The sequence below is a fragment of the Flavobacterium amniphilum genome, from assembly GCF_023634845.1.
Lineage (GTDB): Bacteria > Bacteroidota > Bacteroidia > Flavobacteriales > Flavobacteriaceae > Flavobacterium > Flavobacterium amniphilum.
Genome location: NZ_JAMLJL010000012.1, coordinates 16,160 through 42,695, shown reverse-complemented (window position 1 = coordinate 42,695; position 26,536 = coordinate 16,160). Strand labels below are relative to the sequence as shown.

38 protein-coding genes are annotated in these 26,536 nt (G+C 36.4%); 3 read left to right on the top strand and 35 right to left on the bottom strand.

What is annotated here, in order from left to right; translation table 11 throughout:
- Window positions 1–256: 256 nt before the first annotated feature.
- The gene (locus NAT51_RS13770) at window positions 257–439 is read left to right on the top strand and encodes a hypothetical protein (RefSeq protein ID WP_250599589.1); all 183 of its coding nucleotides are present in this window, start codon (window positions 257–259) and stop codon (window positions 437–439) included.
- Window positions 440–565: 126 nt separating this feature from the next.
- Here the strand turns inward: NAT51_RS13770 and NAT51_RS13765 are convergent, their stop codons facing one another.
- The 3 genes from NAT51_RS13765 to NAT51_RS13755 all read right to left on the bottom strand — a co-directional run bounded on the left by NAT51_RS13765 (window position 566) and on the right by NAT51_RS13755 (window position 3,269).
- Complete coding sequence (locus NAT51_RS13765) at window positions 566–1,294, bottom strand: hypothetical protein (RefSeq protein ID WP_250599588.1); 729 nt, start codon at window positions 1,292–1,294, stop codon at window positions 566–568.
- Between the two features lie 406 nt (window positions 1,295–1,700).
- Window positions 1,701–2,693: a hypothetical protein gene (locus NAT51_RS13760; RefSeq protein ID WP_250599586.1), complete on the bottom strand. Its 993-nt coding sequence runs from the start codon at window positions 2,691–2,693 to the stop codon at window positions 1,701–1,703.
- Between the two features lie 114 nt (window positions 2,694–2,807).
- Window positions 2,808–3,269, bottom strand: coding sequence for a hypothetical protein (locus NAT51_RS13755; RefSeq protein WP_250599584.1), 462 nt, complete (start codon window positions 3,267–3,269; stop codon window positions 2,808–2,810).
- Between the two features lie 95 nt (window positions 3,270–3,364).
- Between NAT51_RS13755 and NAT51_RS13750 the strand changes: the two genes are divergently transcribed.
- Window positions 3,365–3,571, top strand: coding sequence for a hypothetical protein (locus NAT51_RS13750; protein WP_250599582.1), 207 nt, complete (start codon window positions 3,365–3,367; stop codon window positions 3,569–3,571).
- A 12-nt stretch (window positions 3,572–3,583) separates the two neighbouring features.
- Here NAT51_RS13750 and NAT51_RS13745 read toward each other — a convergent pair whose 3' ends face one another.
- The 3 genes from NAT51_RS13745 to NAT51_RS13735 all read right to left on the bottom strand — a co-directional run bounded on the left by NAT51_RS13745 (window position 3,584) and on the right by NAT51_RS13735 (window position 5,607).
- A complete protein-coding gene (locus NAT51_RS13745) occupies window positions 3,584–3,955 on the bottom strand; it encodes a DUF4345 domain-containing protein (protein WP_250599580.1) in 372 nt (123 codons plus the stop codon).
- Window positions 3,956–4,134: 179 nt separating this feature from the next.
- Window positions 4,135–4,635, bottom strand: a complete 501-nt coding sequence (locus NAT51_RS13740; protein ID WP_250599578.1) for a peptidase associated/transthyretin-like domain-containing protein — start codon at window positions 4,633–4,635, stop codon at window positions 4,135–4,137.
- Between the two features lie 471 nt (window positions 4,636–5,106).
- A complete protein-coding gene (locus NAT51_RS13735; protein ID WP_250599575.1) occupies window positions 5,107–5,607 on the bottom strand; it encodes a PEGA domain-containing protein in 501 nt (166 codons plus the stop codon).
- A gap of 513 nt (window positions 5,608–6,120) precedes the next feature.
- On the opposite strand from NAT51_RS13735, the gene NAT51_RS13730 reads away from it, so the two are divergent.
- Window positions 6,121–6,471 carry a DUF1801 domain-containing protein gene (locus NAT51_RS13730; protein ID WP_250599573.1) on the top strand — a complete coding sequence of 117 codons (351 nt, stop codon included), beginning with the start codon at window positions 6,121–6,123 and terminating at the stop codon, window positions 6,469–6,471.
- A 17-nt stretch (window positions 6,472–6,488) separates the two neighbouring features.
- On the opposite strand, the gene NAT51_RS13725 is transcribed toward NAT51_RS13730, so the two are convergent.
- The 29 genes from NAT51_RS13725 to NAT51_RS13585 form a co-directional block, all read right to left on the bottom strand.
- Complete coding sequence (locus NAT51_RS13725; protein ID WP_250599571.1) at window positions 6,489–6,917, bottom strand: hypothetical protein; 429 nt, start codon at window positions 6,915–6,917, stop codon at window positions 6,489–6,491.
- The gene (locus NAT51_RS13720) at window positions 6,918–7,961 is read right to left on the bottom strand and encodes a hypothetical protein (RefSeq protein WP_250599569.1); all 1,044 of its coding nucleotides are present in this window, start codon (window positions 7,959–7,961) and stop codon (window positions 6,918–6,920) included.
- Between the two features lie 121 nt (window positions 7,962–8,082).
- Window positions 8,083–8,526, bottom strand: coding sequence for a hypothetical protein (locus tag NAT51_RS13715; RefSeq protein WP_250599567.1), 444 nt, complete (start codon window positions 8,524–8,526; stop codon window positions 8,083–8,085).
- An 80-nt stretch (window positions 8,527–8,606) separates the two neighbouring features.
- Entirely contained in the window at window positions 8,607–9,764 is a 1,158-nt protein-coding gene (locus NAT51_RS13710; protein ID WP_250599565.1) for an acyltransferase family protein, read from the bottom strand.
- Window positions 9,765–9,899: 135 nt separating this feature from the next.
- Complete coding sequence (locus NAT51_RS13705; protein ID WP_250599563.1) at window positions 9,900–10,778, bottom strand: LytR/AlgR family response regulator transcription factor; 879 nt, start codon at window positions 10,776–10,778, stop codon at window positions 9,900–9,902.
- Between the two features lie 105 nt (window positions 10,779–10,883).
- The gene (locus tag NAT51_RS13700) at window positions 10,884–11,318 is read right to left on the bottom strand and encodes a DUF1801 domain-containing protein (protein ID WP_250599561.1); all 435 of its coding nucleotides are present in this window, start codon (window positions 11,316–11,318) and stop codon (window positions 10,884–10,886) included.
- A 15-nt stretch (window positions 11,319–11,333) separates the two neighbouring features.
- On the bottom strand, window positions 11,334–11,684 hold the full coding sequence (locus NAT51_RS13695; RefSeq protein ID WP_250599559.1) for a DUF2200 domain-containing protein: 351 nt from the start codon (window positions 11,682–11,684) through the stop codon (window positions 11,334–11,336).
- Window positions 11,685–11,723: 39 nt separating this feature from the next.
- Window positions 11,724–12,119 (bottom strand): VOC family protein, encoded by a 396-nt coding sequence (locus tag NAT51_RS13690; protein WP_250599557.1) that lies wholly within the window; start codon window positions 12,117–12,119, stop codon window positions 11,724–11,726.
- A gap of 27 nt (window positions 12,120–12,146) precedes the next feature.
- Window positions 12,147–12,593 (bottom strand): GNAT family N-acetyltransferase, encoded by a 447-nt coding sequence (locus NAT51_RS13685; protein ID WP_250599555.1) that lies wholly within the window; start codon window positions 12,591–12,593, stop codon window positions 12,147–12,149.
- Between the two features lie 22 nt (window positions 12,594–12,615).
- Window positions 12,616–13,338: a DUF4241 domain-containing protein gene (locus NAT51_RS13680; protein ID WP_250599553.1), complete on the bottom strand. Its 723-nt coding sequence runs from the start codon at window positions 13,336–13,338 to the stop codon at window positions 12,616–12,618.
- 13 nt (window positions 13,339–13,351) lie between these two features.
- Window positions 13,352–13,897, bottom strand: coding sequence for an STM3941 family protein (locus tag NAT51_RS13675; RefSeq protein WP_250599551.1), 546 nt, complete (start codon window positions 13,895–13,897; stop codon window positions 13,352–13,354).
- Window positions 13,894–14,820 carry a transglutaminase domain-containing protein gene (locus tag NAT51_RS13670; RefSeq protein WP_250599549.1) on the bottom strand — a complete coding sequence of 309 codons (927 nt, stop codon included), beginning with the start codon at window positions 14,818–14,820 and terminating at the stop codon, window positions 13,894–13,896. The genes NAT51_RS13675 and NAT51_RS13670 overlap by 4 nt, the downstream gene beginning before the upstream one ends.
- Window positions 14,821–14,948: 128 nt before the next feature.
- Window positions 14,949–15,155, bottom strand: coding sequence for a hypothetical protein (locus NAT51_RS13665; RefSeq protein ID WP_250599547.1), 207 nt, complete (start codon window positions 15,153–15,155; stop codon window positions 14,949–14,951).
- Between the two features lie 64 nt (window positions 15,156–15,219).
- Window positions 15,220–15,594: a hypothetical protein gene (locus NAT51_RS13660; protein ID WP_250599545.1), complete on the bottom strand. Its 375-nt coding sequence runs from the start codon at window positions 15,592–15,594 to the stop codon at window positions 15,220–15,222.
- A 150-nt stretch (window positions 15,595–15,744) separates the two neighbouring features.
- A complete protein-coding gene (locus NAT51_RS13655) occupies window positions 15,745–16,341 on the bottom strand; it encodes a hypothetical protein (protein WP_250599543.1) in 597 nt (198 codons plus the stop codon).
- Between the two features lie 74 nt (window positions 16,342–16,415).
- Window positions 16,416–16,847 (bottom strand): hypothetical protein, encoded by a 432-nt coding sequence (locus tag NAT51_RS13650; protein ID WP_250599541.1) that lies wholly within the window; start codon window positions 16,845–16,847, stop codon window positions 16,416–16,418.
- Window positions 16,848–16,903: 56 nt separating this feature from the next.
- Window positions 16,904–17,458, bottom strand: coding sequence for a hypothetical protein (locus tag NAT51_RS13645; protein WP_250599539.1), 555 nt, complete (start codon window positions 17,456–17,458; stop codon window positions 16,904–16,906).
- Complete coding sequence (locus tag NAT51_RS13640) at window positions 17,455–17,922, bottom strand: MlaD family protein (RefSeq protein WP_250599537.1); 468 nt, start codon at window positions 17,920–17,922, stop codon at window positions 17,455–17,457. The genes NAT51_RS13645 and NAT51_RS13640 overlap by 4 nt, the downstream gene beginning before the upstream one ends.
- A 317-nt stretch (window positions 17,923–18,239) precedes the next feature.
- The gene (locus NAT51_RS13635) at window positions 18,240–18,911 is read right to left on the bottom strand and encodes a hypothetical protein (protein WP_250599535.1); all 672 of its coding nucleotides are present in this window, start codon (window positions 18,909–18,911) and stop codon (window positions 18,240–18,242) included.
- A gap of 60 nt (window positions 18,912–18,971) precedes the next feature.
- Entirely contained in the window at window positions 18,972–19,853 is an 882-nt protein-coding gene (locus NAT51_RS13630) for a hypothetical protein (RefSeq protein ID WP_250599533.1), read from the bottom strand.
- Window positions 19,854–19,954: 101 nt separating this feature from the next.
- Window positions 19,955–20,665, bottom strand: coding sequence for a phosphodiester glycosidase family protein (locus tag NAT51_RS13625; protein WP_250599531.1), 711 nt, complete (start codon window positions 20,663–20,665; stop codon window positions 19,955–19,957).
- A 23-nt stretch (window positions 20,666–20,688) separates the two neighbouring features.
- Entirely contained in the window at window positions 20,689–21,771 is a 1,083-nt protein-coding gene (locus tag NAT51_RS13620) for a hypothetical protein (protein WP_250599529.1), read from the bottom strand.
- A gap of 10 nt (window positions 21,772–21,781) precedes the next feature.
- Window positions 21,782–22,540, bottom strand: coding sequence for an XAC2610-related protein (locus tag NAT51_RS13615; RefSeq protein ID WP_250599527.1), 759 nt, complete (start codon window positions 22,538–22,540; stop codon window positions 21,782–21,784).
- 23 nt (window positions 22,541–22,563) lie between these two features.
- Window positions 22,564–22,998 (bottom strand): hypothetical protein, encoded by a 435-nt coding sequence (locus NAT51_RS13610; RefSeq protein ID WP_250599525.1) that lies wholly within the window; start codon window positions 22,996–22,998, stop codon window positions 22,564–22,566.
- Between the two features lie 161 nt (window positions 22,999–23,159).
- Window positions 23,160–23,582: a VOC family protein gene (locus NAT51_RS13605; RefSeq protein ID WP_250599524.1), complete on the bottom strand. Its 423-nt coding sequence runs from the start codon at window positions 23,580–23,582 to the stop codon at window positions 23,160–23,162.
- Window positions 23,583–23,618: 36 nt separating this feature from the next.
- On the bottom strand, window positions 23,619–24,353 hold the full coding sequence (locus tag NAT51_RS13600) for a DUF6597 domain-containing transcriptional factor (protein ID WP_250599522.1): 735 nt from the start codon (window positions 24,351–24,353) through the stop codon (window positions 23,619–23,621).
- A 23-nt stretch (window positions 24,354–24,376) separates the two neighbouring features.
- On the bottom strand, window positions 24,377–24,721 hold the full coding sequence (locus tag NAT51_RS13595; RefSeq protein WP_250599521.1) for a hypothetical protein: 345 nt from the start codon (window positions 24,719–24,721) through the stop codon (window positions 24,377–24,379).
- Between the two features lie 502 nt (window positions 24,722–25,223).
- Window positions 25,224–25,670: a hypothetical protein gene (locus NAT51_RS13590; protein ID WP_250599519.1), complete on the bottom strand. Its 447-nt coding sequence runs from the start codon at window positions 25,668–25,670 to the stop codon at window positions 25,224–25,226.
- 34 nt (window positions 25,671–25,704) lie between these two features.
- Window positions 25,705–26,499: a hypothetical protein gene (locus NAT51_RS13585; RefSeq protein ID WP_250599517.1), complete on the bottom strand. Its 795-nt coding sequence runs from the start codon at window positions 26,497–26,499 to the stop codon at window positions 25,705–25,707.
- Window positions 26,500–26,536: the final 37 nt, after the last annotated feature.

Sequence of the window (26,536 nt, the reverse complement as noted above, 5' to 3'; positions counted from 1 at the left end):
GCTTTGAAAAACAAAGTAAAATATAAATTCGGGTATGACCAAATAAATAATCAATTATTTTTTTCCAAAAAAACATTTTATTTCCTGAAAAGTATCTTAAAGTATCCGGTTTGTCAGGTTTGGTTACTATAAAACAGTGTTGATTATCAATGGATAAATGATAAATACTCATTATGACGTGTCAGTTACAGCAGGAGAGGTGTCATAAAATTAGGGAAAAGTTGTGACAAGTTACTTTACAGGACTTAAAAGTCTTTTGGCTGAAACAAAAAGTCTTTTGGCAGGAATAAGAAGTCTTTTAACAGATACGAAAAGTTTATATTCAGAAAAGAAAAAACTATTGACAGAACTGAAAAATTTAAAAGCAGAAGGAAAAAGTCTTTTTACAGATAAAAAAAGTCTAATGAAAGGAAGAAAAAGTCTAATGAAAGGAAGGTAAAGTATGGTGGTAGAAGCTAAAAGTCTTTTGGTCTGAGTTTACTGTGTTAGTAAAAAAACAGCTTTCTTATATTCACTACTAAACCGTTGAATATAAGGAAGCTGTTTCAGAGGGGAAGGATATTAGTTATAAAACTTTCCTGAATCTTATTCCTTTGATCATTTCAAATTCGGGGCTTCTGGTGCCATAAACAGATTTAACGTACTTTTTAACTTCGGTGGCGACATCTACTAGCCCGATTTCGCTGTCATAAAGCGTTCTGTCTCTCATGATTCTGGAGTTACTGACATTAACATATGCGACTGAAACTTCCCTGTTTTTTGCCTCTAAATCAGATTGTTTAGAGGTCAAGGCAGTAATTTTCAATTCGGATTCGTTTGGTTTATAGCTGATTTCAGATTGTAGTACTGAAATAAGTCCATTAAAGTGCTGGACCTGCATGTCAAATGATTGTTGGCTTGTGCTGATCTTTACCGGGGCAGGTGTGTTAAGATCCGGAATTATCGTTGCGCTTAAAGCTCTTTTTCCCTGAAGTTTACGGTTGTAACCCTTGGCATCTTTGATGGTTTCCTTTGAGGCATGTGTAGCCTGTAAAGCATTTATGAGTCGGGTTGAAAGGGTTCTGAGATTTTGAAAGGCAAGAATCCTGTCGTTGACAGTATTGTTGTAATCGGTGTTTTTCTGGGTGACATCTGACAATTTAGCATGGGCATTTGTTGCGATGAGGTTTAGTTGTGGGATCTTCAGGGTTTCTTTGGAAGGGTTGTAGGTATTTCCATAACCTGAAACGAATTCGATAAGTGTCTGGAAATTAGCAAGATTTTTTGCGTGTCCTGTTTCTGCAGATGATGACATACTTTTTTCTTTTTTTAGTTTGTGTTTTTTTATTCTGTTTATATTATTTGAAAGAATTTTATTACAAATTGTATGCCGTTTTTTTTAGATGATTAGATTCTTAGATTATTAGATTGTTGGAATTAGGAATTTTCCTCCTGTATAAGTCATACTTTCTTTTAAGATGGGCGTTCGCGTGAGCGGGTGCAGCGGCATCCTTTTATGCAGCGCAGCGGAGTAAAAGATTGCTTCGCCAGTTCGCTTCGCTCGTGTTAGCGGAACACGCGGCCCGGAGGGACACGCCATTATTTGTCTATTAGAATTTTTAGATTTGCTATAAAAAATGGGCTGGGCCGAGATTTCAATCAGAAACCGGGCCCAACCCAAAACCAAGGATTAGTTAGTAATTTATTGTGTTTGCGCTATTTTATATATGCGATTTAATGAAATCGATGATTTTTTGGATGATTTCGTCGATTGCATTTTGTTCAGGACTGAAAAGCGTTCCGTCAAAATAGCGTGCATTTGTGCCGTCACCAGTTGGCGAGCCATGATGGGCATCGATAGATTTCCGCCAGAAGTCTGCATGGTTTTTCCATTCAGGAATATTAACCAGACCAGGTTCGGTAAACCAAAGGTTCCATGATAAGATATTGCCGGGTTGCAGCATATTACCGGAACCCAGATTGAAAGCGTCCATGACTAATTTGTTGAATCCGTCGACAATTGGGTCTTTGGTTAATTTGATATCACCAATCTCCACGGCGATGTTTCCGGTTGCAAAGGCTTGTGGATGTAAAGCAAAATCAGGATTAGGAAAAAGTGTGGATATACCACCTCTTACCGGGAAAATGGGTTGGTCAGGATTCCCCGGGAGATGGGTTTGAACCCTAATTGCATTTTCTTTGTCTAAAGGAAACTTCGGTAATGAATATTGAAGAAGTGGCCATATTTCGTTTATTTTATCGCCTTGTTTCTCACTTGGTGTGAACCATATTTTGCCTTCCACGGTCATATCGGCAGCCAGGTATTCATTTTTATTTGAAGGTTGTTCGTTTACCCAGCCTCTCTGTCCGGTAACGGTAACTTCAACATTTAGGCAAAGTTCGTCCTTAAGCCAGATACCCTGTTGCGGGCAAATAATCGAGTATACCCTTCCTTCATCTGTATAACCGATTCTGGAAATGTAAGGCGCGAACTGCTGGTAACATCTTTTGGGATCGGCACTTCCTTTTTGGGTTTCCCAACTGAATTCAGGCCATCTGACACCCATTTGGCGCTGAAGGAAATTAATATTGTCCATATTGCCGAGCATTGGCAATGAGGAAAGATCTGCTGTTGGATACTGCATAGGTGAGCCTTGAGGCGGAAAACCGCCAACCCATCCTGCCGGAATACCCGAATCTTGATTTGTTTGCATAGTATTTAGTTTATAGTTTATTTGAGTTTAAACTTCAAACTTAATACGATGTATTGTCTTACAAAAGAGTAGAAGTACGTGTTTTTTACTGAATAAGGCCGGTTTTAATGTTAATTATAAATGTATCAGTCTGAGATTAAGTTCCCGTGATGTAGTATCAATGGAAAGGTAAATGGATTCGGATTTGAAGCCTTTCGGTTTTTGGATGTATTCCAGAAATACCGAATCAGAATGCCAGACTCCTTTTATTTTAGAGGTGTCAATTGAAAACCATTTTTTATCATATTCATTGGTAATGGTATTGAAGTTGGCCGAAGAACGGATAGTTTTTTTGACATTTTCAAAATAGTCTTTGTCAAATCTGATATTGGCATACCAGGTATAATCCAGGTCAAAAGCTCCTTCTGTGTTGTGTACAGAGTCGGTTAAAACAACAAATTTTGAGGTATCAAGTTCAAGATTGACCAGATGTTTTAATTCGGAATGGATTGCCTGCTTTGAATTGTGAGGCTTAGAGCACGAGGTTAATGCTATAAGCCCAAGTAGGGTTACGATTAGTTTTGGGGTAAATTTCATGGGGCTTTGGGGAGTAGTTTTGGTTACATTTTCGATTTAATTAATGATGAAACAGTTGATAAAAATACTGATATTGAGGCAATAGTACGAATTGTATGGTAATTATTCCAAGGTTTTTCGAAAAGTTTTCGCATGAAAATGATTTCTTCCACTGTGGCTGTGCTGATTTGGAAATTATCGGGTTGATTGTTGAGAGGTATATTGCAGAAAATGGCTACACCAAAAAAGGCGGTGAGCTAGATGGTGATTGCAGCCGCCAGAGAATCAAAAGTGTACTTATATTTGTTTTCATGTTTATATAAAAGTGACTGTGATTATCTGAAGTATTGCAGCAGTATCATAGCTAATCCCAATATAATTTCAAAAAGCATGATAAAATTGAAATAACTACCGGCTGAGCCTACCTTGATGCGGGAATAGAACCGGCCCAAACCAGAAAAAATCACTACAACTCCGATGTAATAGATTAAATCACCGACTTCTTCAAAATGTAAAGTTACCCATGCCATAAGAAAAGTGAGTCCGAAATAAATACCGGCCAGAAAGCGGAAGAGGTTATCAAGAACGGGTAGCGGAGGACTATTTTCAGGTAAGAAAGAAGTACTTCCCTTGATGAGAAGGTTAAGTCCGCCCAGAAAGCAGATCAATGAAACGAGTCCGAGTAAGATTTGCAGTACCAGTTGCATATTTCAACGATTTAATGTTCAGAGACATAAATATACAAAGTTTTTAAAATTAGTGATTGGTAAAGAGTGATTAGTGAAGAGGAAGTTGGTAATTACAAAAAAAGACCCACATAAAAGCAGGTCTTTTTTACTTATCCAATCAATGGTAAGAAATATTTATTGAGTAAATTATTTATTTATTATAATTTCACTAAATGGTCTTTCCATTCCTGCGGAATTTCATTGATACCGTACACTTTAAGTTGTTCTTGGTTTTCAGCACTTGCTGTTGTGTTATTTTTAACCAAAGTCTCGTTAAGGTAATTCGTCTCAAGACGGTACATTGCTCCTGTAGCTGGGTCAATGATCAAAAATCCTAAAAGTCCGCCGAAAACTAAGTTACCGATATACCAGCCGTTTAATTTGAATTCAACCGGTAATGTTCTTGACTGGTAACCTTCTTTTTCGAATTTTACCTGATAACGTGCTTTTCCGAAGAAACCGCTTCCGGATTTAAGTTTTAATGTAGCAGGTGTCTGCCCGTTGTAAATTTCAATTCCTTTTTTGTCTGTAATTGAGATTTTGGCGTTATCAGGCACACTGTTGATGGTAATGGGCCAACTACTTTTACTGACAATTGAGGCACAACCTGTAGTCATTAAGAATACTGCTGAAAGAGCGATTGTGGAAATTTGTTTCATTCCTTTCATTTTAAATTTTTCAATAATTTTACCTACTTCTGTTTAAGGTCTTTTTTCGGTTTGTTCCGACCGTTTTTTTTCATTTATGATTCACACATCAATGTACTAAACAATGAAGTGGGAATGTATTTTTTTAATAAGTTTGAGAATCAGTGTATTGGAAAGATGGTGGTATTGTAAGATAATTGAGATAGTAATGTTTTCTTCATGTACTTATAGATTAATTTGAAGAGCTTTATTGTGAAATTCACCTAAAGGCTTGTAAATTCAGGGCTGCAAAATTATAGTAAAATGTAATATTGAGCAAATTCTCCGTACTGTTTATAAGAATAAAAGAAGTATTAATACAAAGTTTAGATTTGGATTCGTTGTTTTATATACTTTGAAAATGAAAAAAGGATAAGCTTTTACACTTATCCCTTTTACTTACCAAATTAATGGTAAGAAACAACTATGGCGTAAATCAATGGTTTATAATTTTACTAAATGATTTTTCCAATCTTGTGGAATCTCGTTTATTCCGTACACTTTAAGTTCTTCCTGATTTTCAACTTCGGCAGTGGCGTTGTTTTTAATCAAAGTTTCGTTAAGGTATTTATTCTCCAATTTGTACATGGCCCCGGTTGCCGGATCGATAACCAATAAACCTAAAACCCCACCTACCAATAAGTTACCAAAATACCATTTGTTTAATTTGAATTCTACTGGAAGCGTTCTTGACTGGTACCCTTCTTTTTCAAATTTTACCTGATAGCGTGCTCTGCTGAAAAAGCCGCTTCCGGATCTTAGTTTCAATGTAGCCGGTGTTTGTCCGGTGTAGATTTCAATTCCTTTTTTGTCGGTTATTGAAATTCTTGAGTTTTCCGGCACACTGTTGATTGTGATAGGCCAACTGCTTTTGCTTACAACCGATGCACAACCTGTTGTCATTAAGAACACTGCTGAAAGAGCAACTGCGGAAATTTGTTTCATTTGTTTCATTTTTAATTTGTTTTATGATTTTACCTACTTCTGTTTAGGGTCTTTTTTCGGCTTATTCCGACCATGTCGTGAAATTTTAATCTTTTGGGATTACATAAGGCCGAAAAGCCAGAGGATAAACTTGATGTAGAAATGGGGCTGTGTCTGTTACAGGTAAGTAGGCAGTTCAGCAGATTTAAATGAAATTAACGGGGCGTCAGAAATTGCATTCTTTGTTTTGTGTAATTTGTGTTTTTGTTCAGTGTAGTGTAATTTTTTACTCATGGTTTACAATTTTATATCAGTTTTTTATTACGTTTTGGTTCCTGACAGAATTTGTTTACAAAGTGCGTGCCAAAGTGTAAATAACCAGAGTGTTAAGGTTTTGTTATTTTGGATTTTATATAACCTTATCCCTTGTTTTATGGGAGTTTTTATGAAGTGATTTTTTTGATTTTGATTGAAATTTAATTCAAACCAGAATTAAAAATTACCGAATCCGGAAACTTTTAGTAGTTTTAAGATATGAAACCTGCAGAAGAATATATTATCAACCAACCTGAAGTTTATCAGGAGATTATTTTTTACCTATGTGATGTGGTACAACAAATTGTGCCCGAAGCACAGCTATTGTATAAGTGGAAACTTCCTTTTTTTTACATTGGGAAAATGCCTTTATGTTATATTAATGTAGTGCCAAAGAAAAAGTATGTAGATCTTGGCTTTTTTTACGGAAAGCATTTGCAATTGCATCCTGAGTTTTTAACCGTCGAAGGCAGGACTCTTGTCAAATCATTGCGATATTTTGGTATGGATACTATCCCAGATGAAGTGTTGCGGGATTTGCTTAAAGAAGCAGCTGTGATTTCAAGTTAAGAGTCCCGGGGTTTTGCTTAATCTTTAGTTTCTTTTTCTTTTTTTAATTCGAAATAAGCTTCTCTTTCAAATTCGTTATAGTCTTCGGTCAGGATTTCACCGTTTTTTAAATAAAAATATACTGTATCTGAGCCTTTTCTTTTACTTACAGAATCACTGATGCTTATTTTTTCATAAGTTGCTTTCTGTATTCTTTTTTCATCATAATTACTCAGAATAATTGACCTCCCTGCTGTAGGATGATCTCCTTTTTGCTTCTTTTGGATTACCTTACCGTTAAATTCAAGGTTGTGGCTTTCATAATACCTTTTCTTTTGGTAGTTAAGTGAATTATCCCGGAAATAAAAGATTACGGATAAAACTATTCCAATGGATAAAAAGACCAGAAATACATTCTTTCTGATTACTGATTCCTGCTGTTTTAACTCTTCTTTGGAATAGCTCATTTAATTTTTAAATTTGATAGCATTAAGGTCAATGATTTCTCCTTTATGCCCTGAATATTCGGTATAGCGTATTTCAATGGTATTTTCAGATACGAATTTTATTTCTTTGTTGCATCCGGTTGCACAGCTTTCGACAAAAACTGGGAAATAAAGCTTTTTGTTTTTATCATATGCTATAATACTGTTGCGGAAATAGCTGACTATTATATAATTGTTGTTTTCAATTGCTTCATTCTCTGAATAATCTCCTGTGAATTCAAAAAGGTTTTCTTTGTAGTATGTGCTGTATAGTACATCAGGGAGAGGTGAATTCCCATTGGCTAAATTATTTTCGGTATTATTATCTGCATTCCATTTTTGCACATAGTTTTTGTAATGGGAAAGGTCTTTTTCTTTTCCCTTCGGAGTATAAATCCATTTACTTGTATTAGCATATTGATAAAGAACGTCTTTAATTTCGGGATTTGATTCCAACGTTTTATTTTTAATGAATTCTCCATCGATACATTCATCACATCTTAAACTTTCCTCTCCTTTGTATTGTAATGAATAAGACTTAAGATTTTTTAGATCAATCATAAAGAAAGTCACATATCTTTCAGGATCTCCATTTCCCATTGGTGTTTCCAATACTGACATAAGAAGGTTATTTCTATTGTTGATTGTCTTTTTTACAAAGTTTTTTGCATCAACATGAACATATTGAAACTCATCTGAAAGTAAAGTATCCTGTTGGATCAGTTTCATACTTCCGTCCATTTTTTTAAGTATGGAAGCAATAATGAAGTTTTTGTTTCCCGTGAGGAAATATTTATCATTTTCATGTGACTCAGAAGCTGAAATCTGAATTGATCCGGAACCGTTATCACTATCTTCACTATAGAGGAGGGAAAGATTTTTGCTCTCAGGATTATCAACTGCTTTTTCCAAATCTTCTTTTTGTGGTATAACTTCAGATTTTAATTTGTTATTATCATTTTTACACGATATAAAAAGGATGGAAGACAAGATTAAAAAAAGAGAGGATGTTTTAATTTTTTTCATTTATCAGTTATGGCTAAGTCTTCTTTCAGTATTATAAAAGTATACCGAAAAGTTAAGAATAGCAATGTTTTTAAAAGCGTTTATAAAAGAAAAAGCCGGAAGATAATTTCCGGCTTTTGTTTTATTCAGTTTTCAGGATTAAGTTTCTTCCGTCTGCAGACATCATACTTATTTTAGTTTTTGTAAGCTCCAGGATTTTGTATTTTTTATCCGGTTTGCCTTCTGCTTTTGTGGTTAATTCTTTACCGTCTTCACTTACTGACCAAGTTCCGGTAACTGATCCGGTTGGATCATTTCTCAACATAACACCATCGGCTTTGTATTCAACTTTTAAAGTGGCAAGCTGTGCCATTGTTTGTTCAATTGCAGATGCTTTTGTCGCTTCGTCCAATGCCAGGAACTGAGGGTTTGTAGCCATCAGTGTCATAACAACCGGCTTCATGGCTTCTAAATCCATTACCCATTTGTTCACGATTAATTTTTTTGATTCGGCAGTTTGTGCTGAAGCCGTTGCGAATGTGAAAGCAACTAAAAATACAGCTGCTAAGTTTTTAAGTAGTTTCATGATTGATTATTTTAATTCTGTAGTAAGACGTATGGATGTATCTTTTGTTACAGTTTTGTAAAATAAACCTGATTTATTTTTTATGAGACTGCATTGTATGGCTTTGTAACCTTTTCTTTATAAGTGTTTTGTAAACCGAATAATGGTCTGATGAGTAACCATCTTCTGATGAAAAATTCATAGATTATCCATGATATGAGGAAAGTTCCTGCCGAAAGAAATATGAATTTTGATGAAAATCCCCATTCGAGATGCATTACAAAATAGGCTAAAATTACAGTTACTGTTTGATGCAGGATGTAAAACGGATACACGGCCTGATTGCAATAGTTTAAAAGATTGCTTGGTTTGTTCAGGTATTTTGAGGCATATCCGAAGAGCGTCAGTATCCACGACCAAAATGATGCAACATAAATGAATGCTTCGATAAAATGTCTGGTATAGCCGTCTTCAAAAACGGTAATGATGAACAACAGTATGCTGAAAGCGGTTAATCCGCAGTATAAATAAGTTCTTCTGTATTTTTCGACTGTGTTCCAGAACGTTTCCTTAACCGAAATAAGTAAGAAACCATAAAAGAATAGAGTCATGCTGTTGATGATTATAAACCAGTCGCCAATTAAAGCGTGAGTTTCTTCAAAGAAAGGTTCTATGAATGATTCTATTAAATATAAAGGCACGATGAACCAGTAGAGATTCCATTTGCTTTGACAGATTCTTTTTGTCAGTCTTAAAATGCTACAATCCGGATTTTTTCTCAGGTAAATAAATACCGGGATGAGTACTAATGAGAATAATAGGAGGTAGGGGATGAACCATAAATGGTGCCAGCTTAAGTTTCCTTCCGGGTATTCACCGATAAAAGCCTGCGACGGCCAGAAGTCAAAGTAACTTCCTTTGATAAGTCCTTTTGAGAGCTTTTCAATATACACTTGTGGTGGTACGATAACCAGCATTCCGAAGATAAGCGGGAGCAAGAGCCTTTTGATTCTTTCCCAGGCAAACATTCCGGCGCTTCTTTTAGACAAAGCATACGAAGTTCCCATTCCCGAGATTACGAAAAGGATGGGAAGTCTCCATTGATTTAAAAACTTCATTGGATATTTAATCCATTCGTAAGTTACATTGTTTTTGATGTGCCATTCCCAATCCGGGGCTACAAAAAACATGGATACATGATAAAAAATGAGTAACATGAAAACAATTACCCTAAGCCAGTCTAAGTCATATCTGCGCATAATTCTAAAATTTTTATGCAAAGTTGGCCGAAGCTAAATTCCTTTACAAATTATTGTTTTGAAAGGCATTGATATGGGATGAATTACATTGTTTTGGGATGTTATGCTATGTTTTGGGATGAACAGCAAAGCAGTTTACCGTGTTTGCATGACTATATTAAAGGTCTGGATATAGTTTCTTGAAACCGGGACCGGTTCCAAACAGTCTTTCATGGTCACTTTATATCCTTGTGCATTCCCGCTTACATTTTCGATTTGGTTCAGGTTGAGTAAAACTGAACGGTGTGTTTTGACAATAAAAGGGAAAGCGTTAAGTTGTGTTTCCAGGTTTTTAATCGGGATGCGTTTGATCAGTTTGTTAGTTTTCCCGTCTTCATTCAGGAAAATTTCGGCGTAATTGCCTTCTGCTTTGGCGTAGATGAAAGAATTGATGTCGAACGAAAACTTCTCTGATTTGACTTCGGTTTCGATTGTTACGGTTGTATCGGCCGGAACTTCTTCGACATGGGGTAATGTGGCCGCGATACGGTTTGCATTCTCACTGTTTTTATGCTGTTGGCGGTTTAGGTTGATGAAAATAATCAGCGGACCGATGAAAAGTCCGGCGAGAAAAGAATTTGATACTTCTTCCCTTAAATAATGCCAGGACCAGTTATCTGGATTATTGTAAATAATATCCCGGATCAGAAATTGGGAGATACCGGTACACAACACCAGAAAAAAGATAAGAACTATTTCCTTTTTGATGGTCCAGTTATCGGTAGTTTCAGGTAAAAAGCGACAAATGAAGGCAATGCCAAAGAATAATACAATAGGTGTAGTGGAATGAACAACACATATCCAGAAATTAGGTATTTTATGTTCGCTGAAATTAACATCAAAAGGCTGTAACAGATAATTGAAAATCAAACAAATGACGAAAGCGATGCTTATTATCTGTAATAGTTTTTTGCCCTCATAATAAAAAGGGTAAGGTTGCTTTAAAAAAGAGAAGATAGAGCTTTCTGCATTCATGTTTTTTTGGTGGCGGACTTATATCACCAAGCCAAATATACGAAAGTTGGCTCTGAATGTTTATTTCAGTACTTTTTATCGGGACAGATTATTGAAATGATAACATTATTCCCTGCAACCGCATTCATGGTGTTCTTCTATGTATGCAATTGATTCTTTGCAGAGTTTTTCAAGTATTTCCAGGTTGATATCCGAAAGTTTTTTGACGTAGATGCAAGCTTTACCCATCTTGAATTTCCCTAAGATATCCAATAAAACCTTGCTTTCATCAGTAGGAGAGTAGACATAAAGTGAAAATTCGGCTTTGCGTGGAGAGAATCCCAGAAGCGGCATATCACCTTCGTGACCGCTGGCGTATTTGTAATGGTAGCTTCCGAAACCGATGATCGTTGGTCCCCACATTTTAGGTTTGAATCCCGACCATTGCGTTATTAATTCAATTAATTGAAAGCTGTCAGTCTTTTTTTGATCATTATCAACGTATGAATTGATAAAATCAGCTGGATTTACTTCTGTTTCGGTGGTTTTGTTTTTTGCCATACCAGTCTTGTTTATTTACTGTCTTAAAATCTTCTCCATGGCTTTTCCTTTCGCCAGTTCGTCGACCAGTTTATCCAGGTAACGGATTTGCTGCATGAGTTTATCTTCGATGTCTTCTACGCGGTAACCGCATATTACGCCTGTTATTTTCGAAACATTGGGGTTGATTTGCGGCGCTTCGGCGAAGAAAGTTTCAAAATCTGTCTTCCTGTCAATTTGCTGTTGTAATGTATCCTTGTTGTATCCTGTTAGCCAGAATATAACCGTATCCAATTCCTCTTTCGTTCTTCCTTTTTTCTCTACTTTTTGAATGTATAAAGGATACACGCTTGAGAACAACATTTTATATACGCGGGTATAGTCCATAGTGAGTTGGTATTACTGTTTCAGATTTTGGAAAACAGATTAAGCCGGTTCCCAAAGTTCAATTTTATTCCCGTCGGCGTCCATGATGTGGACAAATTTGCCGTAATCATAACTTGTAATTTCATCGACGATTGTCACACCGTTTTCCTTTAATTGTGCTACCAGACCTTCAATATTCTGGACTGTGTAATTGATCATGAAATCCTTTTTGGAAGGAGCGAAGTATTCACTGCCGTTTTTGAACGGACTCCATTGCAATTGGGTAATTTCTTCCGGGTTATCGATATTTCTCGATTCGAAAGTCGAACCCCAGTCATTCACATTAAAGCCTAAGTTTTTAGCATACCATTCCCTTGTATCCTTTGGATTATCAGTGAAGAAGAAAATTCCGCCGATTCCGGTTACTTTCGGGGTTTTGTTGTTAGATTCTGCCATGGTTTTTGGTTATACGTTTTATGATTGTTAAACCGAATATACATTTTTATTGTGAAGTTCCATCCATTTAGAAGCATCGGCAATATCTGTCCATCCATATTGACGGTATAAACCGTGTGCATCGCCGGTTAACAGTATCCATCTTCTGAGTCCTTGTAAATCAGGATGATTCATTATGGTGTCCATTAACCATTTGGATAAACCTTTTCCCCTGTATTCTTCCAAAACATATACATCACCCAGGTAAGCAATGGTTGCCCTGTCAGAAATTACCCTTGCGAAGCCAATTTGCTTATTGTTTTCGTATACTCCGAAGCACAATGAATTATCGATGGCCGTTTGTACTGTTTCTTTTGGGATATTAAGAGACCAATAGGCTTTTACCGACAGAAAATCATGGATTGCGTTTACGTCCAGTTTTGCTTTATCGGTTGAGATGGAGAATTCCTCTTTAGTTATGTTTATTTGTGTCATGAAAATATTGTTTAAATGATTTTTATTCTTCCTCTTCACCATCTTCAGGCAGAAGTAAAACAAAGAAATCGATTACCAGAGAAACGATTTCATTATCATTTGTCATTCCCCAATATGCAGGATACATTCCGTCTCCATAACCGGAAGAAAACATTGTAATGTTTAAGTCTGTACCCGGTAGTGCATAGTTTACCCAGTCTCCGCACTCATATTCGTTGTCCGGATTTTTGGCACTCTTTTTAAATTCGTAAGCAAAAAGATCATCATAAATATTTCCGTCAGGGTTATCCTTTATGAATTGCAGAACAAACCGGTTATATTCAAGAGCAGTTTCATAATCCATGAAGCCTCCCAGTCCGGCATCGACAGGAAATCCGAAGAAGTCGCTATCTTCCGTGAGATCAGCCAGGTTTTCATCATCGCGTAGTGCCAGTACCCATTTATCTGCTTTTTTGGAACTGAATTCCAATTTGGCCACCGTGATCCGGTCGCCCATATCTTCCGTTTTAGCCTGATACAATTTAACCGGATATTTTCCCGGTTTTACTTTGTTTTTGAATGGAGGTATATCAGGATAAGCCAGAGGATCACACACACTGATTTTTCCTGTTGGGAGATTTAATTTACCAATTTCAATCACTTCAATTTGGGTGTTTTCAACAATTTGATTGTCGAAAATGATATTATAATCGGCGTGGGATAACTTTTCGGTTGGTTTGTCTTTCTTTTTGAAGAAGTTGAACATTTTGTATTGGTTTTTAGTATTGTTTAGAAGCGTTTAGTTTTTCCGAGAGAATTGAAAGAAGTTCGTCGAAAGAAATGTCCAGTGCGTTAGCCGTTATGCTTAAAGGCGTACCGTACATTTGATGGTTCATGGCCATCAGTTTGCGTTTGAAACCGTTTGTTTGTCTGTTGATGTATACCTCCGGATTGTTTACCTGCAGCATGATTAGTTTTTGGCGTCCCATTTCGAAAATGGAAATATTCTCGATGTCCTTCCATAGTATCTGTCCTCCCGAAACACCACTTGAGTTATCGATGAAACCTTCGTTGTCGATTATTAAGCCCGGTTTGTTATCAGGCAGTTTCCGGATGCAGAAGAACATACAAATTACGGAGAAGATTATTGAAGCATACCCCAGAATTGTGATCATCAGCGGGTTTCCGAAAACAGGATTTTTGATAATTGGCGGATTGATTACAAACCAAAAACCGATTGCGGTAAAGAGAATTGAGATGAGAAGGATTAAAAAGATCTTTTTCTTGCTGAGCGGAATTTCGATTTGGTTTCCGGATGTTGTCATGGTTTGTTTACTTTATAAAATAATACAGATTGATTGTTGACGTAAATGTATAAATAAGGTTTGTATGTATCGAATGTATAGTCAAATTTTACTTCACCGTTTTCCTGGGTGAAATTGAGTATGGGCGATTTGTTTGCGCCCGAAGGATTTGCCAAAACCTGTTTTACATCGATATCTGCCTTGAATTTAAATTTGACAACAGCCCCTTTTTTAAAGTTTAATGTTCCGTTTTCAGGCGTTAAATTGCGGGTATTCATTTTTACGGTGAGCGGATAGAAATGCGGACGGTTATTGAATTTCTCTTTTGATAATTCTTCTCCAAAAAGCCATTCCTTTTGTTGCGGGAAATGATTGAATGAAAATAATTCAGGCGGCGTACAGAAGTATGAGTCGTTAAATTCGAAAGTAAAGCCGGTTGTACCTTCGTAAATAGATCCTGCGCCCCATGTCACATCACAGAGATACCATTGATTTTTGAGTTTTATGGCGTTCCAGGCGTGGTTTGGGATGTTTCCCAAATTTTTTCCGATGTTTTCCTTTATGTGGCTCCATCCGATGATTGTGGTGCATTCCAGATTAGCCAGTTCACACATTTTCCGGAATAAGCCGGTGTAACCTTCACAGATTGTTTTTTTGCTCCGGAGCACTTTAACCGGTTCGACAACCGCCTGTGACGGATTTTTCAATGCATTGTAATCGTATGCGATGTTGTGTGCTATCCATGTGAAGATTGAGCGGTATTTATCTAAATCGGCCGTGTACTTTTCGGTAAGTTTTAGAGTCAGTTGGTTGAGGTCGGCCGTAGATTTTACGGTTTTGGCGTATGCATCGATTTTTGCATAATCTTTCTTCCAATATTCGTTCGCCTGCATGAAATTGGAACAGAAGAAAGAGAGTAGCAGAATGATTATCCGTGTTTTCATTTGTTCTTATTTTACCAATGTTAGGATTGTTTGGGAGATGGTGAGTTGTTACACAAATTTATCCAAAAGAATAAGTGGTAAAAAGAGAATTAACGCAGTTTTAAGGATTGATAATCTTGTTCCAAGCCTTACTTCAGTTGTTCCAAGGTATTCTTCGGTTCTTCCGAGGCATTCTTCACATCTTCCAAGGCGTTCTTCGGTTCTTCCGAGTCGTTCTTCGGTTCTTCCAAGGCATTCTTCGGTTCTTCCGAGGCATTCTTCGGTTCTTCCGAGTCGTTCTTCGGTTCTTCCGAGTCGTTCTTCGGTTCTTCCAAGGCATTCTTCGGTTCTTCCAAGGCATTCTTCAGTCGACCTAAGCCTTACTTCAGTTCTTCCGAGGCTTACTTTACTTGACAGATACTAACCGTTCAGTATATTTAATTTGTCTTCGGCTTCTTTGATTTTTTCAAGCCAGTATTGCTTTTCTTTTTCGGTGTTATTACCCGGCTCTTTTTTTAATTGCCAATACTTAAGATGGCCGTGGTATTCATTTAGGATTTCATTGAAGTGAGCGATTAAGCTCTCTTTGGAATTTGGTATATACCCTGGGCCTGAGCATCCGCAGGAATGAAAATTGATACCCACCGAATATATGCTTTTAAGGAGTTCCCATTGTTTTATATTGTCTTTTTTGGGAGCGGCAAAATCTTTACCCATATTAGCCATGAGTGTACTGCATTGTGGGCATTTTGCTTGAATTTCCTGATCCTCATCGCTCCGGTTGATATCCCACAATAATCTCCGTTTGAAAGTTTTTCGGCAATCGAAACAGGCATAGTGGGGTTTGTATGTTTTTGCGGCGTATCGGCACATGTTTTTATTGTATTTGTTGTTTCATCAGGTTTATTCTGATTGGTTTATACCCAAAAGTAAGCATTAAAAGACTTATTCAGCATAACTACCGGCTAAAGCAATTATGATGTAAATCCACGAACTGTAAAGGAAAGTGTAAGTGATTCCGTATGCAAGGCTTTTACCAAGATTGCCATTACAGCTTGGTGACTTTTTGAAAATGAGCCTCAAGGCTCTGAAAAATACCCAGTACAGCATGCCCAGAAACGTTAAAACCGAAAACCAGATTACGGTTCCCAGTATGAAAAACAGATAACTGATTAGAATCATTACTATAATCCAGAGTATTATACTCAGTATAACCCCGAAAATACCTTCATCAGCATCTCCGAAATCTAAATCAGGTAAATCACCGATAGATGTTGATTTTTTTAAATTTGATGTGTCGAAGTTATCGTTAATTTTTCCCAGATTATCTTTCAGCTTTGTTCCGTTGAAAAGATTTATTGAGATGAAAAGAAAAAAAGCTACTGAGAGGATTAACGTTGACAGCAACGAGTTTTCAATTACCGTGCGGTGTTTCCCTAAACCATGAATCCATACACTTAAAATGGTTAACGTGATTACGATAATGGAGATCGTAAACAGGTTTTTAGTGTTTAAGAGTGTTCTTTTATTTGGGATTTTCATTTTTGCAAGATTGGAGGAGATAGGTTGTTTGTTTTTGGACTCATTTTTGAAGTCAATCCGAAGCCTTTATAATGTTACAGTAAACTATCCGATATGGCATAACTTGCGGAGTAGAGTAGCGGTTTGTTTTGCTTTTTAAACATTTCAAATGCCTGTTTGTACCAATTTGCGTCATATGGGTCATTACCAAAATCTTTAAATCCGGCAAAATCATAAAATTCTTCGTTAAGCCAGGGTTCTATCCCATAGATTCCGATATTCAGTTTTTCTGTCCGGTCTAAAACTATCTGGAAATCTTCTTCCGAGAAATAATATATAGCTTCACTGTCAAAACCGGAATTTCTGTTTTTTAATCCGTAAAAGACTTTTTGATTCAAATAATCGGTTTTTTTATCCTCTTTATTTTTCTGAAACTTTTCTATGTTGGCTTTTGCCTTATTCCCATACTTTACTACATAAAATGCCCCAATTAATATGGCGGTAAAAAATAAGATTTGTTGTGTCATCAGATTATCATTGGATTTTATGGAAAAAAAAAGCCTTCATTTAAAGTTGGTTATTTTTAAAATTTAATAGCATCCCGTTTGCAGAAGAACTTTGCACTAATTTCTGAAGAATTGCAGCCGCCGTCATATACTTCTTCCTTGCCGTATCCTTCATAAGTGGTGTAGGGAGGCTGGTTTTCGGCGTATATGACAATTGATTTAAATCCGTATGCGATTGTGATGGTTTTATCTTGTTTGTTGCATTTTGGGCAAATTGCTTTTCCGGCTTTCTTTTGATACTCCTTCGGGATTTTGAAGGAAAGGAAAACCGAATCCTTGTCAGTTGGTTTTACCGTTTGCAGGTACGTATCACCGATTCCCATTCCGGTATAGTAAATGTCCAGCTCTTTGTTTGCTTTTGTTGTAATCCTAAATGAGCAATCCTGTTGAAGCATGTTACCGGCAACCGCTTTTTTGTGATCCCTGAATTCGATGTTGAGGTAAGCTATTTCGTCTTTGTATTTAGGATCGATTGTTACAGTTCCGGTGTAAACCGTTCTCTTTTCGGGTTTGTAAAAACCTAAAAAAAGAAGTGAGAGTAGCATCAGGATACATTTGAATGGAGTACTCATTTTCTTTTTTCAAGATTTTCGTTTAGGCGTTTCAATTCTTTCAAGATAGAGTCGTTAGTGTCTTTTCCGGTGATATCGTTGATTACCTTTTGCATTTTAGTTGGCAATGAATCGCCTGAAAAAGTTTCATTCTCTACTATTATCATGCTCCTTTCATTCAGTTCTTCTTTTTGGGTTCCGATTTTTACGGCTATGACTTTTGATCCGATAAAACCTTCGCTTTCGACTTTAAATTTAGAATCGGCCGGTAGTTTTACATCCGGTTTTACCGAAACATTCAGCAATAGCATTTCCCCACTTTCATCGAGTTTGACTGTGTTGACTTCACCAATTTCGAAACCGTTAACTTTTAGTTTCGTTTCAGTTGAAATTCCTTCACCGTTTTCAAGTCTCAGGTTTAGTGTTCTTGTTTTTGAACAGGAAATGAGCGAGAATATTATCGTGAGAAAGAGCAATTTTTTCATTGTATTTATTATCCAATTACTTCATTGCATAAAAACCAACCGAATAAACAGGTAATTATCAATTGAGTTATGATGTAATTGTTTGCCAGTTCAAACTCAGAAGCCTTTCTTTTCTTTATCCACATGTAAAAATTGAAAATTGCAGGTGGTAGTATCACTAACATAATAAAACATACTCCCATTATTGTAGCATCATTCAGGATGTTGCCATACAATAAGAGTAATAAACTAAAACTCCCTATAAGTCCTATGAAGTAAAGGAATTCTAAGGCAATCAGTGTTATTAAGTGAAAGAAATTTATTTTCATTTTGACTGATTACTTTTTATAAAGTTTGAATCCGTATAACCTATTGTCAGCTGTCTTTGCCCAAATTAAATAGACATCACCGGTTTTTTCATAAATTCCGTACTGGTAGATATCGTCTTTAACACTCAGGTTTTTTCTGGTTCCGTTATTGCTTTCTATGAATTTCAGGTCAAATTCACCGTTTTCTTTATGAATTAGTGTCAGTTTTGAAAAAGTTCCGTCGTGAAAAGTTTCCGACCATTTTTTTCCTTTAATTTCCACGTTAACGATCGTTCCGTTATGTTCTTTGTAATAGTAGCTGCCTCCTCTAGAAAAATCTTTATAGTCTTTTTGTGTTATTTTGGAAGAAGGTTTAGTGTCCAATACTTTCCAATCGCTTTTGTTTTCCTCAAGGGTTTCCAAAAGATCGCTGAAATAATTACAGTTTTTCTGAAGGCGGAAAAAGACTCTGTCACTGATTGAATCAGCTTCGGTTTGTGTTGAAACCTGGATTTTTTCAAAATATTCCGGAATGTGTTTTTGGAATACAAATTCGATTTTTTCCTTATTGTTCTTATCCGTTGCCATCGAAAGCGATTTACACATTTCTACGGTAAGTGAGTCAATTTGCGCAATATTTTGGGCGAATAAAGAGCCTGTTGTTAACCAAAAGAACAGGAATACGAATATTTTATTTTTCATGTTTTATGTTTTAGTATTTTAACCGTTTAGCTAAACTATAGATTTTTTTGGATTAGCGGTTTAATTGTTTTCATTATAGAGCCAATTCCTGTTGGCATCGTAAGTAAGGTTCCAATTGAGGGTATAGTCAACTGTTGGAGGACTTGCAATCGGTTCAAGACTGAAATTCTGGTCAGGGTAATAATAGCTGCCGGTCTTAACACTATATCTTCTGTAGTTGTTCTTTGATAATGATCTGTAAAACGTTTCTTCAAATATCCCCAATTTTTTTAAAGGATTAAAGGAAGTGTCGTAGTTTTCAAAGATATGCACCTTTTTGGATTTCAGTATTTTATACGGTTCATCACTGTATTTTATAGATGTTATTGTGACTATACTGTCCAGATTATTCTTTTTATTGTAATAAAGCGAGGATTCTTCAAAAGTCCTGATATCAAAACGTGGTGTTTCCTGATTTGAAGTTTTGACGTAGCTTATAAGTTTGTCATTTTTGTATTTGAAGTTAATGGTATCGAATAAAACTTCTCCAACATTGATTTCAAACTTATTACACTTTTTAACCATTCTTTTTTGCCCATCAAGAGTAATTACGGCTTCTTTTATTGCCGGTGAAAGACCAGGTTCAGAAAGCCCTTTTGTAAGTTTTATTTGATTGTTGGAATATCCGACAGTTGTAAAATAAGAATGTGTAATTGTGGGGCCAAGTCCGGAGCCGGAAGCATAAGTCATTACATCACCAATTCTTTTGCTTACGCGTCCTTTTGTATCATATTCAAGCTTTACTAAATTTACGGAACGGACAACCGGGTATTGGTTCGAATCATATTGTCCGTAAACAGAGTTATAGCTTTCAATTTTAGTGTTGGTGATTGTATTAGAATCATCATTATCATCACAATTGCAAAATGCAATCAGAAAAGACAGGTAAAATAATTTTTTCATTTGGGGTGTTTTAGTGCATTACCTGTTTAGGTAATGTTTCAATTTTATTATGGTTTGCAAATATATTGAAGTTTGGCAGAAGCAGTTTGTTTATGGTTTAATTATTTTGTCACTCCGATGATCACTCCGAAATCACCGTCTGTTTGAACCCAGTTTTTTTCCGGCAGGTATGTTCTCGAAACAAATCCGTCGAGGTATAAAGCATTTTTACATCCCATTTTTTTAAAATAAGCAGCAAAATCATAGAAGTTGATTTCCTTTTTCGACATGGCGAAGAGGATTTCGTTGTTGGGCAGGATTCCAACCCCGTTCCGGATATTCAGATTGGTTGAGTTTTCCTTGAATGCGGAATGGATTTCGCCGTTTATGACCAGCATTGGGCCCGATTGTGTGGCATAGTTGACTTTTCCGTTGTTGATGAAATCTTCGGTTGTACAGATTTTAGCCGATTTACCGGTAGTGATGTAGAAGATACCATTCGGTTTCAGGTAAAAGTTGCCATTTCCTGAAGCTGTATCGATTTTACTTTTTTCCGTTTTATTTTCAATGTACAAACCCTGTGGTGAATGGTCTTTTTTGTACATGCCGCCATTGGTTGCAAACAGAAGTTCGTTGTTTTGTTTTTTTAACCAAGTCTTTAGATTCCCTGCATTCTGATAATTTTCACCGGTTTTGGTCTTCCAGAAAAAAGCAAGGTTTTGTTTTTTCGGATTAACGGTGTAGCTGACGAACCGGTTGTCCTCTTTTTCAGATTGTATGAAAAAACCAACCGAAACAGTTGCAATCAGGATGAGGAACAATATTTTTTTCATGGAATTTTAGATAATTATCAATTTTATTGAAACAATTTATTGATTTGCTTTTCGTTTGTTTCAGTCAATGTCAGGTTGATCGTCTGGTTTTTTGTTATGATCAGATCTGATTTAAAGGAATAGGTTTTTCCGTCTTTAATTGAAATAGCGATAAGTTGTGTTTTGGCTCCAACTGGAATATCAATAAATGCTGAATTGTATTTTTTGTTTTTAATGGTGAAATAGGGTTCAGTCATTACACTGTTGATGTCTTTGAAAACCAGATACACATTTGCATAATCGACATTATCTTTTTCGTTAAAAGCAAAATTTAAATTGGTTTTATTTTCAACCTCATAAAACCGGTCACAGTTGATCCACCCGAACTGCTTTAATTGGATTGTTTCATAGACTTTGTCTTCAATTATCTGATTTTGATCTGGTTTTGCATCGCCGCGCTGTTTAGAGGTTCTATCACTTGCATCTTCTGTATAGTCAAGAATAGCATCGATATCGTTTACAACAATACTGTCAAGTATTTGTGGTTTCCCGGCTTCCGGTTTCGGTTTGTTTTCAAATTTTTGGTTGGCCAGTTGCCAGTCAAGTTGTCCCAAAGAATCACGTTGTGCATAAAACAGTTGCATTTCTTTGTTGGTCAGTTTTGGAAACGCAACTGATAACGTTTTGTTTTTTTTCAGTTTTAACTGTTGGCCGCCGGAAGTTAAATTGATAAAATAAGCACCACCGGAAACCAGTTGCTTTCCGTTTGAAACTGTTTGTGCGTTTGTGCGTAACAGATCACTTTGATTCGTAAGTTCTTTTAATTCAACTTCAATGGTTTTACCGGGTTGTTGACCGTTTTCTGTTATAAGATCAGCCGGATTGATGGAAATTACGGTTCCTTTTTTACCTTTTACGGTTGAAGGTTTGTTTGAAGCAACTTTAAACAGTTGAGATGGTTCTTCGTACTTTTTTAATAGGTTGTTGATTTTACCGACTTCGGTTTTTAGATCGGGTTCAGCATCATTGTTCAGGCTGATTTGATTGTTGTTATTGTCTTTGGTATTGCAACTTACCGATACTAATGCTAAAGTTGCGGTAAGTAAGAGTTTTGTGATGTATTTCATTATATGTGTTTCATTGTATTGATTGCAAATTATCGATGGCAGTTGTGTCGAAGGTCAATTGGCTTCCACTGTATTTATTAATGATTTTTGAAATGTCTTTATCTGATAATTTAATCCTGTTGGTTTTCTTCAGTTTCAGGTTTTTCAGATGGGCTTCAATTCCGTTTCCGTTTGGGTAATTGTTGATTTCCAGTTCATCTGTTTTATTGAGTTTGCTTTTGTTCCAGGTATAATCTGAGATTATCATTTCGTTGAATGCACAGCAACCACTAAATCCACGTACAATTTTCTTTCTTGGGATCAGGATTGGGTTTCCTATTTCTGCAAATTCCGGAACATGTTTGAATGACTCACCGTCGGAAAGCCATAGGTGAAATGCCATAATGGCCGTGCCGTTTGAAACCTGGTTTTTAATCCCGATGTCTTTGATACCGTCAAAGTTGTAATCTGCAATAAAAGCTTCTATGCTATTTATCCTTACTATATCAACGTTGTTTTGCTGATACTTTTTCTCCCATTTACCATTTTTGAGATCATAGACTTTTAAATTTGTAATAGAATCAAGGCTGACCACGACAGCATTTGTTTTGTATGGATTTAAAAACTTCCCGATTTTAATGTATCCATATTCAGAATCTTCTTCGAAGTTTTTCGAAAACATTTCTGTATTCAATTTGTTTTCGAAGTATTGTTCGGCTTTGGACAGTTTTACGGGTTCTTTACAATTATAAAGAAAGACTGTTGTCAGGATTAAAACGAAACTTTTCATTTTCAGGATATGATAATCAGTTGTTATTCTAATTTATAGATTGAGGTGACGATGCGTTTTTTGTTTACCTTGAACAGATAATAATTTTCCGGATTATCTTTTAATTCATCATAAAACATAAGTTTTGCACCGTCAGCAGTTATCTCCATGTATCGCATTTCGTTACAGGCGTAATCGTAATCCGGAGATAATTTCAGTTCATGGTTTTGTGCTGAAGTACATTTTACATCATTTAATGCAGGAGGTCTTTTGTAAGTTAGCACATCATTTTTGACCGAAGCACAATTGAAGGTTAAGATTTGTTGATCAGCATTTGTTTCAATTGTAACATCCGAAGCAAAAAATATGGAATCATTATCTATTGTTTCTTCACAATCACAACTATCAGGTGACTTGCTTATTTTACTGTCGTTGCAGCTGATAAGAAGTAAAACAGGTAGTAAGAATATTAGTTTCATTAATTGTTGTCAGTGTTATAATTCCGGGACTGTTAAAAGTACATAATTTCCCGTTCCGGTTATAGTTCCGGGCTATTTTATTTAGAGTAAAAAAATACCGTTAAAAAAGATAGTTTCCCATATTTTTTAACGGTAAGTAATGATTGTTTTCAGATAGACTGTTAGGCTTTTCTTTCGGCGAAGCCCAGAATGTAGCCGTTGAGGTCTTTCAGGTAAAATTCCTGCATTCCGTACCAGGTCGTTTTTAAGTTGGTTACCTCCAGGTTGCGGGATTTCATTTCGTTGTGGAATTCGGTAATGCCTTCAATATCCATGTAAAATGAAACTGAAGCCCCGATAGGCAAACCCTCTGAAAAAACAACATCTTCCTTGAAAGTATCGGTACGCTGGAAGAAGATTTCGACATCATCCTTTTGGACCATGGCGAATACATATTCTTTGTTTTCTTCGAAGGATTGTTCGATTCCGTCCTGTGTTACCGGAACCGTCATAATTAGTTTAAAATCGAAGTTTTCTTCATAAAAAGCAACCGATTTTTTGACATCCGTTACTTCAAAGTTGGGCGTAAGTTTTGTGATTCTCATTTTAAGTCTGTTTTGAATTTGAGTGTAAAACTACTGCTATGATTTTGTTGATAATTGTAAAAAACGGTCGTTTTCATTTTTGAACAATTCCCCCGGAGTCGTTCCGGTATGTTTTTTAATTTCCTTTATGAAATGAGCCTGATCGAAATAGTCATCAGTAGGAGAGAGGTTGCCTCCGGAAATAAGTTCGTAAGAAGAATTACAGCGCACCACATTCAGAAAAGTTTTCAGTGAGCATCCGAATTGCTGATTGAAATAGCGGTTGATTTGCCGGGAGCTCCAGTGTATGTTTTCCGAAAGTCCGGTCACGGATAAATTATGATTACCGTAGATTAAATCAAAGAGTTTCAGTTTGCGGTTATCAATTTCTTTTAAATGACTGATAGCATTTTGGAGTTGGTTTGTGATATCCGAAGCAAATTTTTCAAAATCATCTGTTTGGTAAGAGTCAATGTTCCAGAATGATAAAGGCAACTCTTTTGACGTATTCAGAATAGATTTGATTTCCTGTTGGAACAAGTATTCGGCGGCGAGGAGTTTAAAGCGGACGGCAAATATCCTTGTCGATTCAGGGATTGAAACCGCTATTGGGCTCGTCCAGACCCCGGTGAGCTTTACAAGTTGGAGCGAATCGTTTTCATATTCGGCAATCAGGTCAAAATAACCGTCTGGTATGATGGTATGTTCAACGGTTTCGGTTGAATTGTACTCCCAGAAACTTTGGATGAAATGGTTTAAGAATCCGGTGGGTTTAATTTCCCTGTAAGTCATGTTTATTGGTTTAAAGTCCTGTTTTATTTTTTATAATAATCATATTTTCCAACAAAGCAGCGCACGGTATCGACTATTTCGTTGTTCCATTTTACATACCTGTCCCGTTCAGCCAGAAAATCAGCGTTGTCAAGTTTATCAGAAGTGATTGTTTTATCTTCATAACTAAAGTTTTCCGTTAAAAAGAGAGCAGGGAGGAATGTGTAATCATTTTCTTTTATAAACAGCTGTTTTATATTTTCATAACCAATTTTCCTTTCGGGAATATAGTCCAGTATTAATTTTTTCAGCTCGATTGCAGTATCCGGATGGTTTTTAACCAGGATGATTTCTGTAATTTGATTTTCAGCAGTGTCTATTCTTGTCATTTGATCAAGAACGATGAATTCGGGACTGCTGAAAAAAAAGGACTTCACGGGAAAATATAAAAAAGGTAGGAGTAAAAGTCCGGTGAATTTCTGTTTATGTTTGATGATATATTTCAAATTTTACTTTTAAGGTTTACAGATTCTGAGAAGATTTTATTTGGTGTATAAATTCCATAACGGCAATTTAAGAAAAGACCGTTAATAGAATATGCAGAGCGAAGGTAAAAAAGCAAATTGCGGAAAGTAAAAAGTATGCGTGCGTTAGCCATAATTCTCCGAGCAGTAACAATAATTCCCCGAGCAGTAGCTATAATTCCCCGAGCAGTAGCTATAATTCTCCGAGCAGTAGACATAATTCTCCGAGAAGTAGTCATAATTCTCCGAGTAGTAGCTATAATTCTCTGAGCAGTAGCCATAATTCTCCGAGCAGTAGCCATAATTCTCTGAGCAGTAACCATAATTTACCGAGCAGTAAGGAAAAGTATGCGTGCGGTAGGGTATATTATTTCATCTTTTTCAGTTTTTCGATTGCCGCTTCAAAATCATCAAAGAAGAATTTGTTGTCAACGATATCTTCTTCCGTGTCTATTCCGAGCATTAGGGTTGAGATGGCCCTTCTGTTATTTTCGCCGACAATCACAACCGTTTTTAAATGATCCGGAGCATCAAACAATAGTTCCATGTCGTCTCCCCATTCGTATGTTACATTTTGGATATCAATAGCTACTTTAAAAGGATCCCATACATTGATTCCCAGTTTAACCATCCCTGCCATATACCCCAAATCAGGTTTTCCCATGGATCCCGGGCGGTATTCACCATTGAATCTGACCAATAATATATCGGTCATGTAGGAATTCTGATAGCTAGTGGTTTCGTATTCACAACGCATCCCGTTGCATTCCTCTTCAAGGGTGACTTTTTTGAAGCCTTTATTATTTTGCTGCATAGGTTTTTTTTAGATGATGTCGTGTGGAGTGAGATTATTGTTTTTGTTTGTAGGCTTTAAAGATTTTTATCGCTTCTTCGGGGATGAAGGTTATATCTTCCGGATTCACAGCTATTTCGGTTGAAGCAAAAATCTTGAAGACCACATTATCAACCACGAATATAAAATAATGTTGTCTTTGTGAGACATTCAGGCTTTTCATTAGCATTTCAGCCTGTGGGCCTTCTTTGAAAACATGTAATTCAGCGGCACCTTCCAGTTTTCCGTTGAAATTAATTTCCGGTCCGCCCTCAGCATTTCTCCCCAGCATGGTAGTGTGGTATCTGAGCGCTTCTTCATGTGTTGTGAATACCCATCGGATATCTACCAACCGTTGGATTTTTTTATTCTTTTCGGAATTCCATACCCTGAATTCCTTTTCCACCTGTCCTTTTTTAAATCCGTGTTTCCCGAGAAAGTTTTCTGATAAAAAAAGAACTTCCGGAACTGTATCGGCAGGAGTAGGAATTACGTTTAATTTTTGAAAGATTTCAATTGTTTTTTCACAACCCGCCAATTGGTTGAAAACCTTTTTTTGAAGGGCATTCATTTTTTTGGGATCCGTTAAATAATCATTTGTCAATTCGCCCTTATTCAGATAAGTAACCATTGATTTTGTAAAACAGTCTTTCATGTTATTGAGGATGGCAACCCTTTCTTTATTGAGGGTGATGGTGTCCTGGCACTGGCAATTAAAATCTGCCATATTATGTATTGTTGTCTCAGTAGGAGTTTGGGCAAAACAATTATACGATAATATGACAAGGAAGGAGATGAGCAGTTTTTTCATGTAGATGGTTTTGTGGTGCTAATTTCAGCAGAATTTG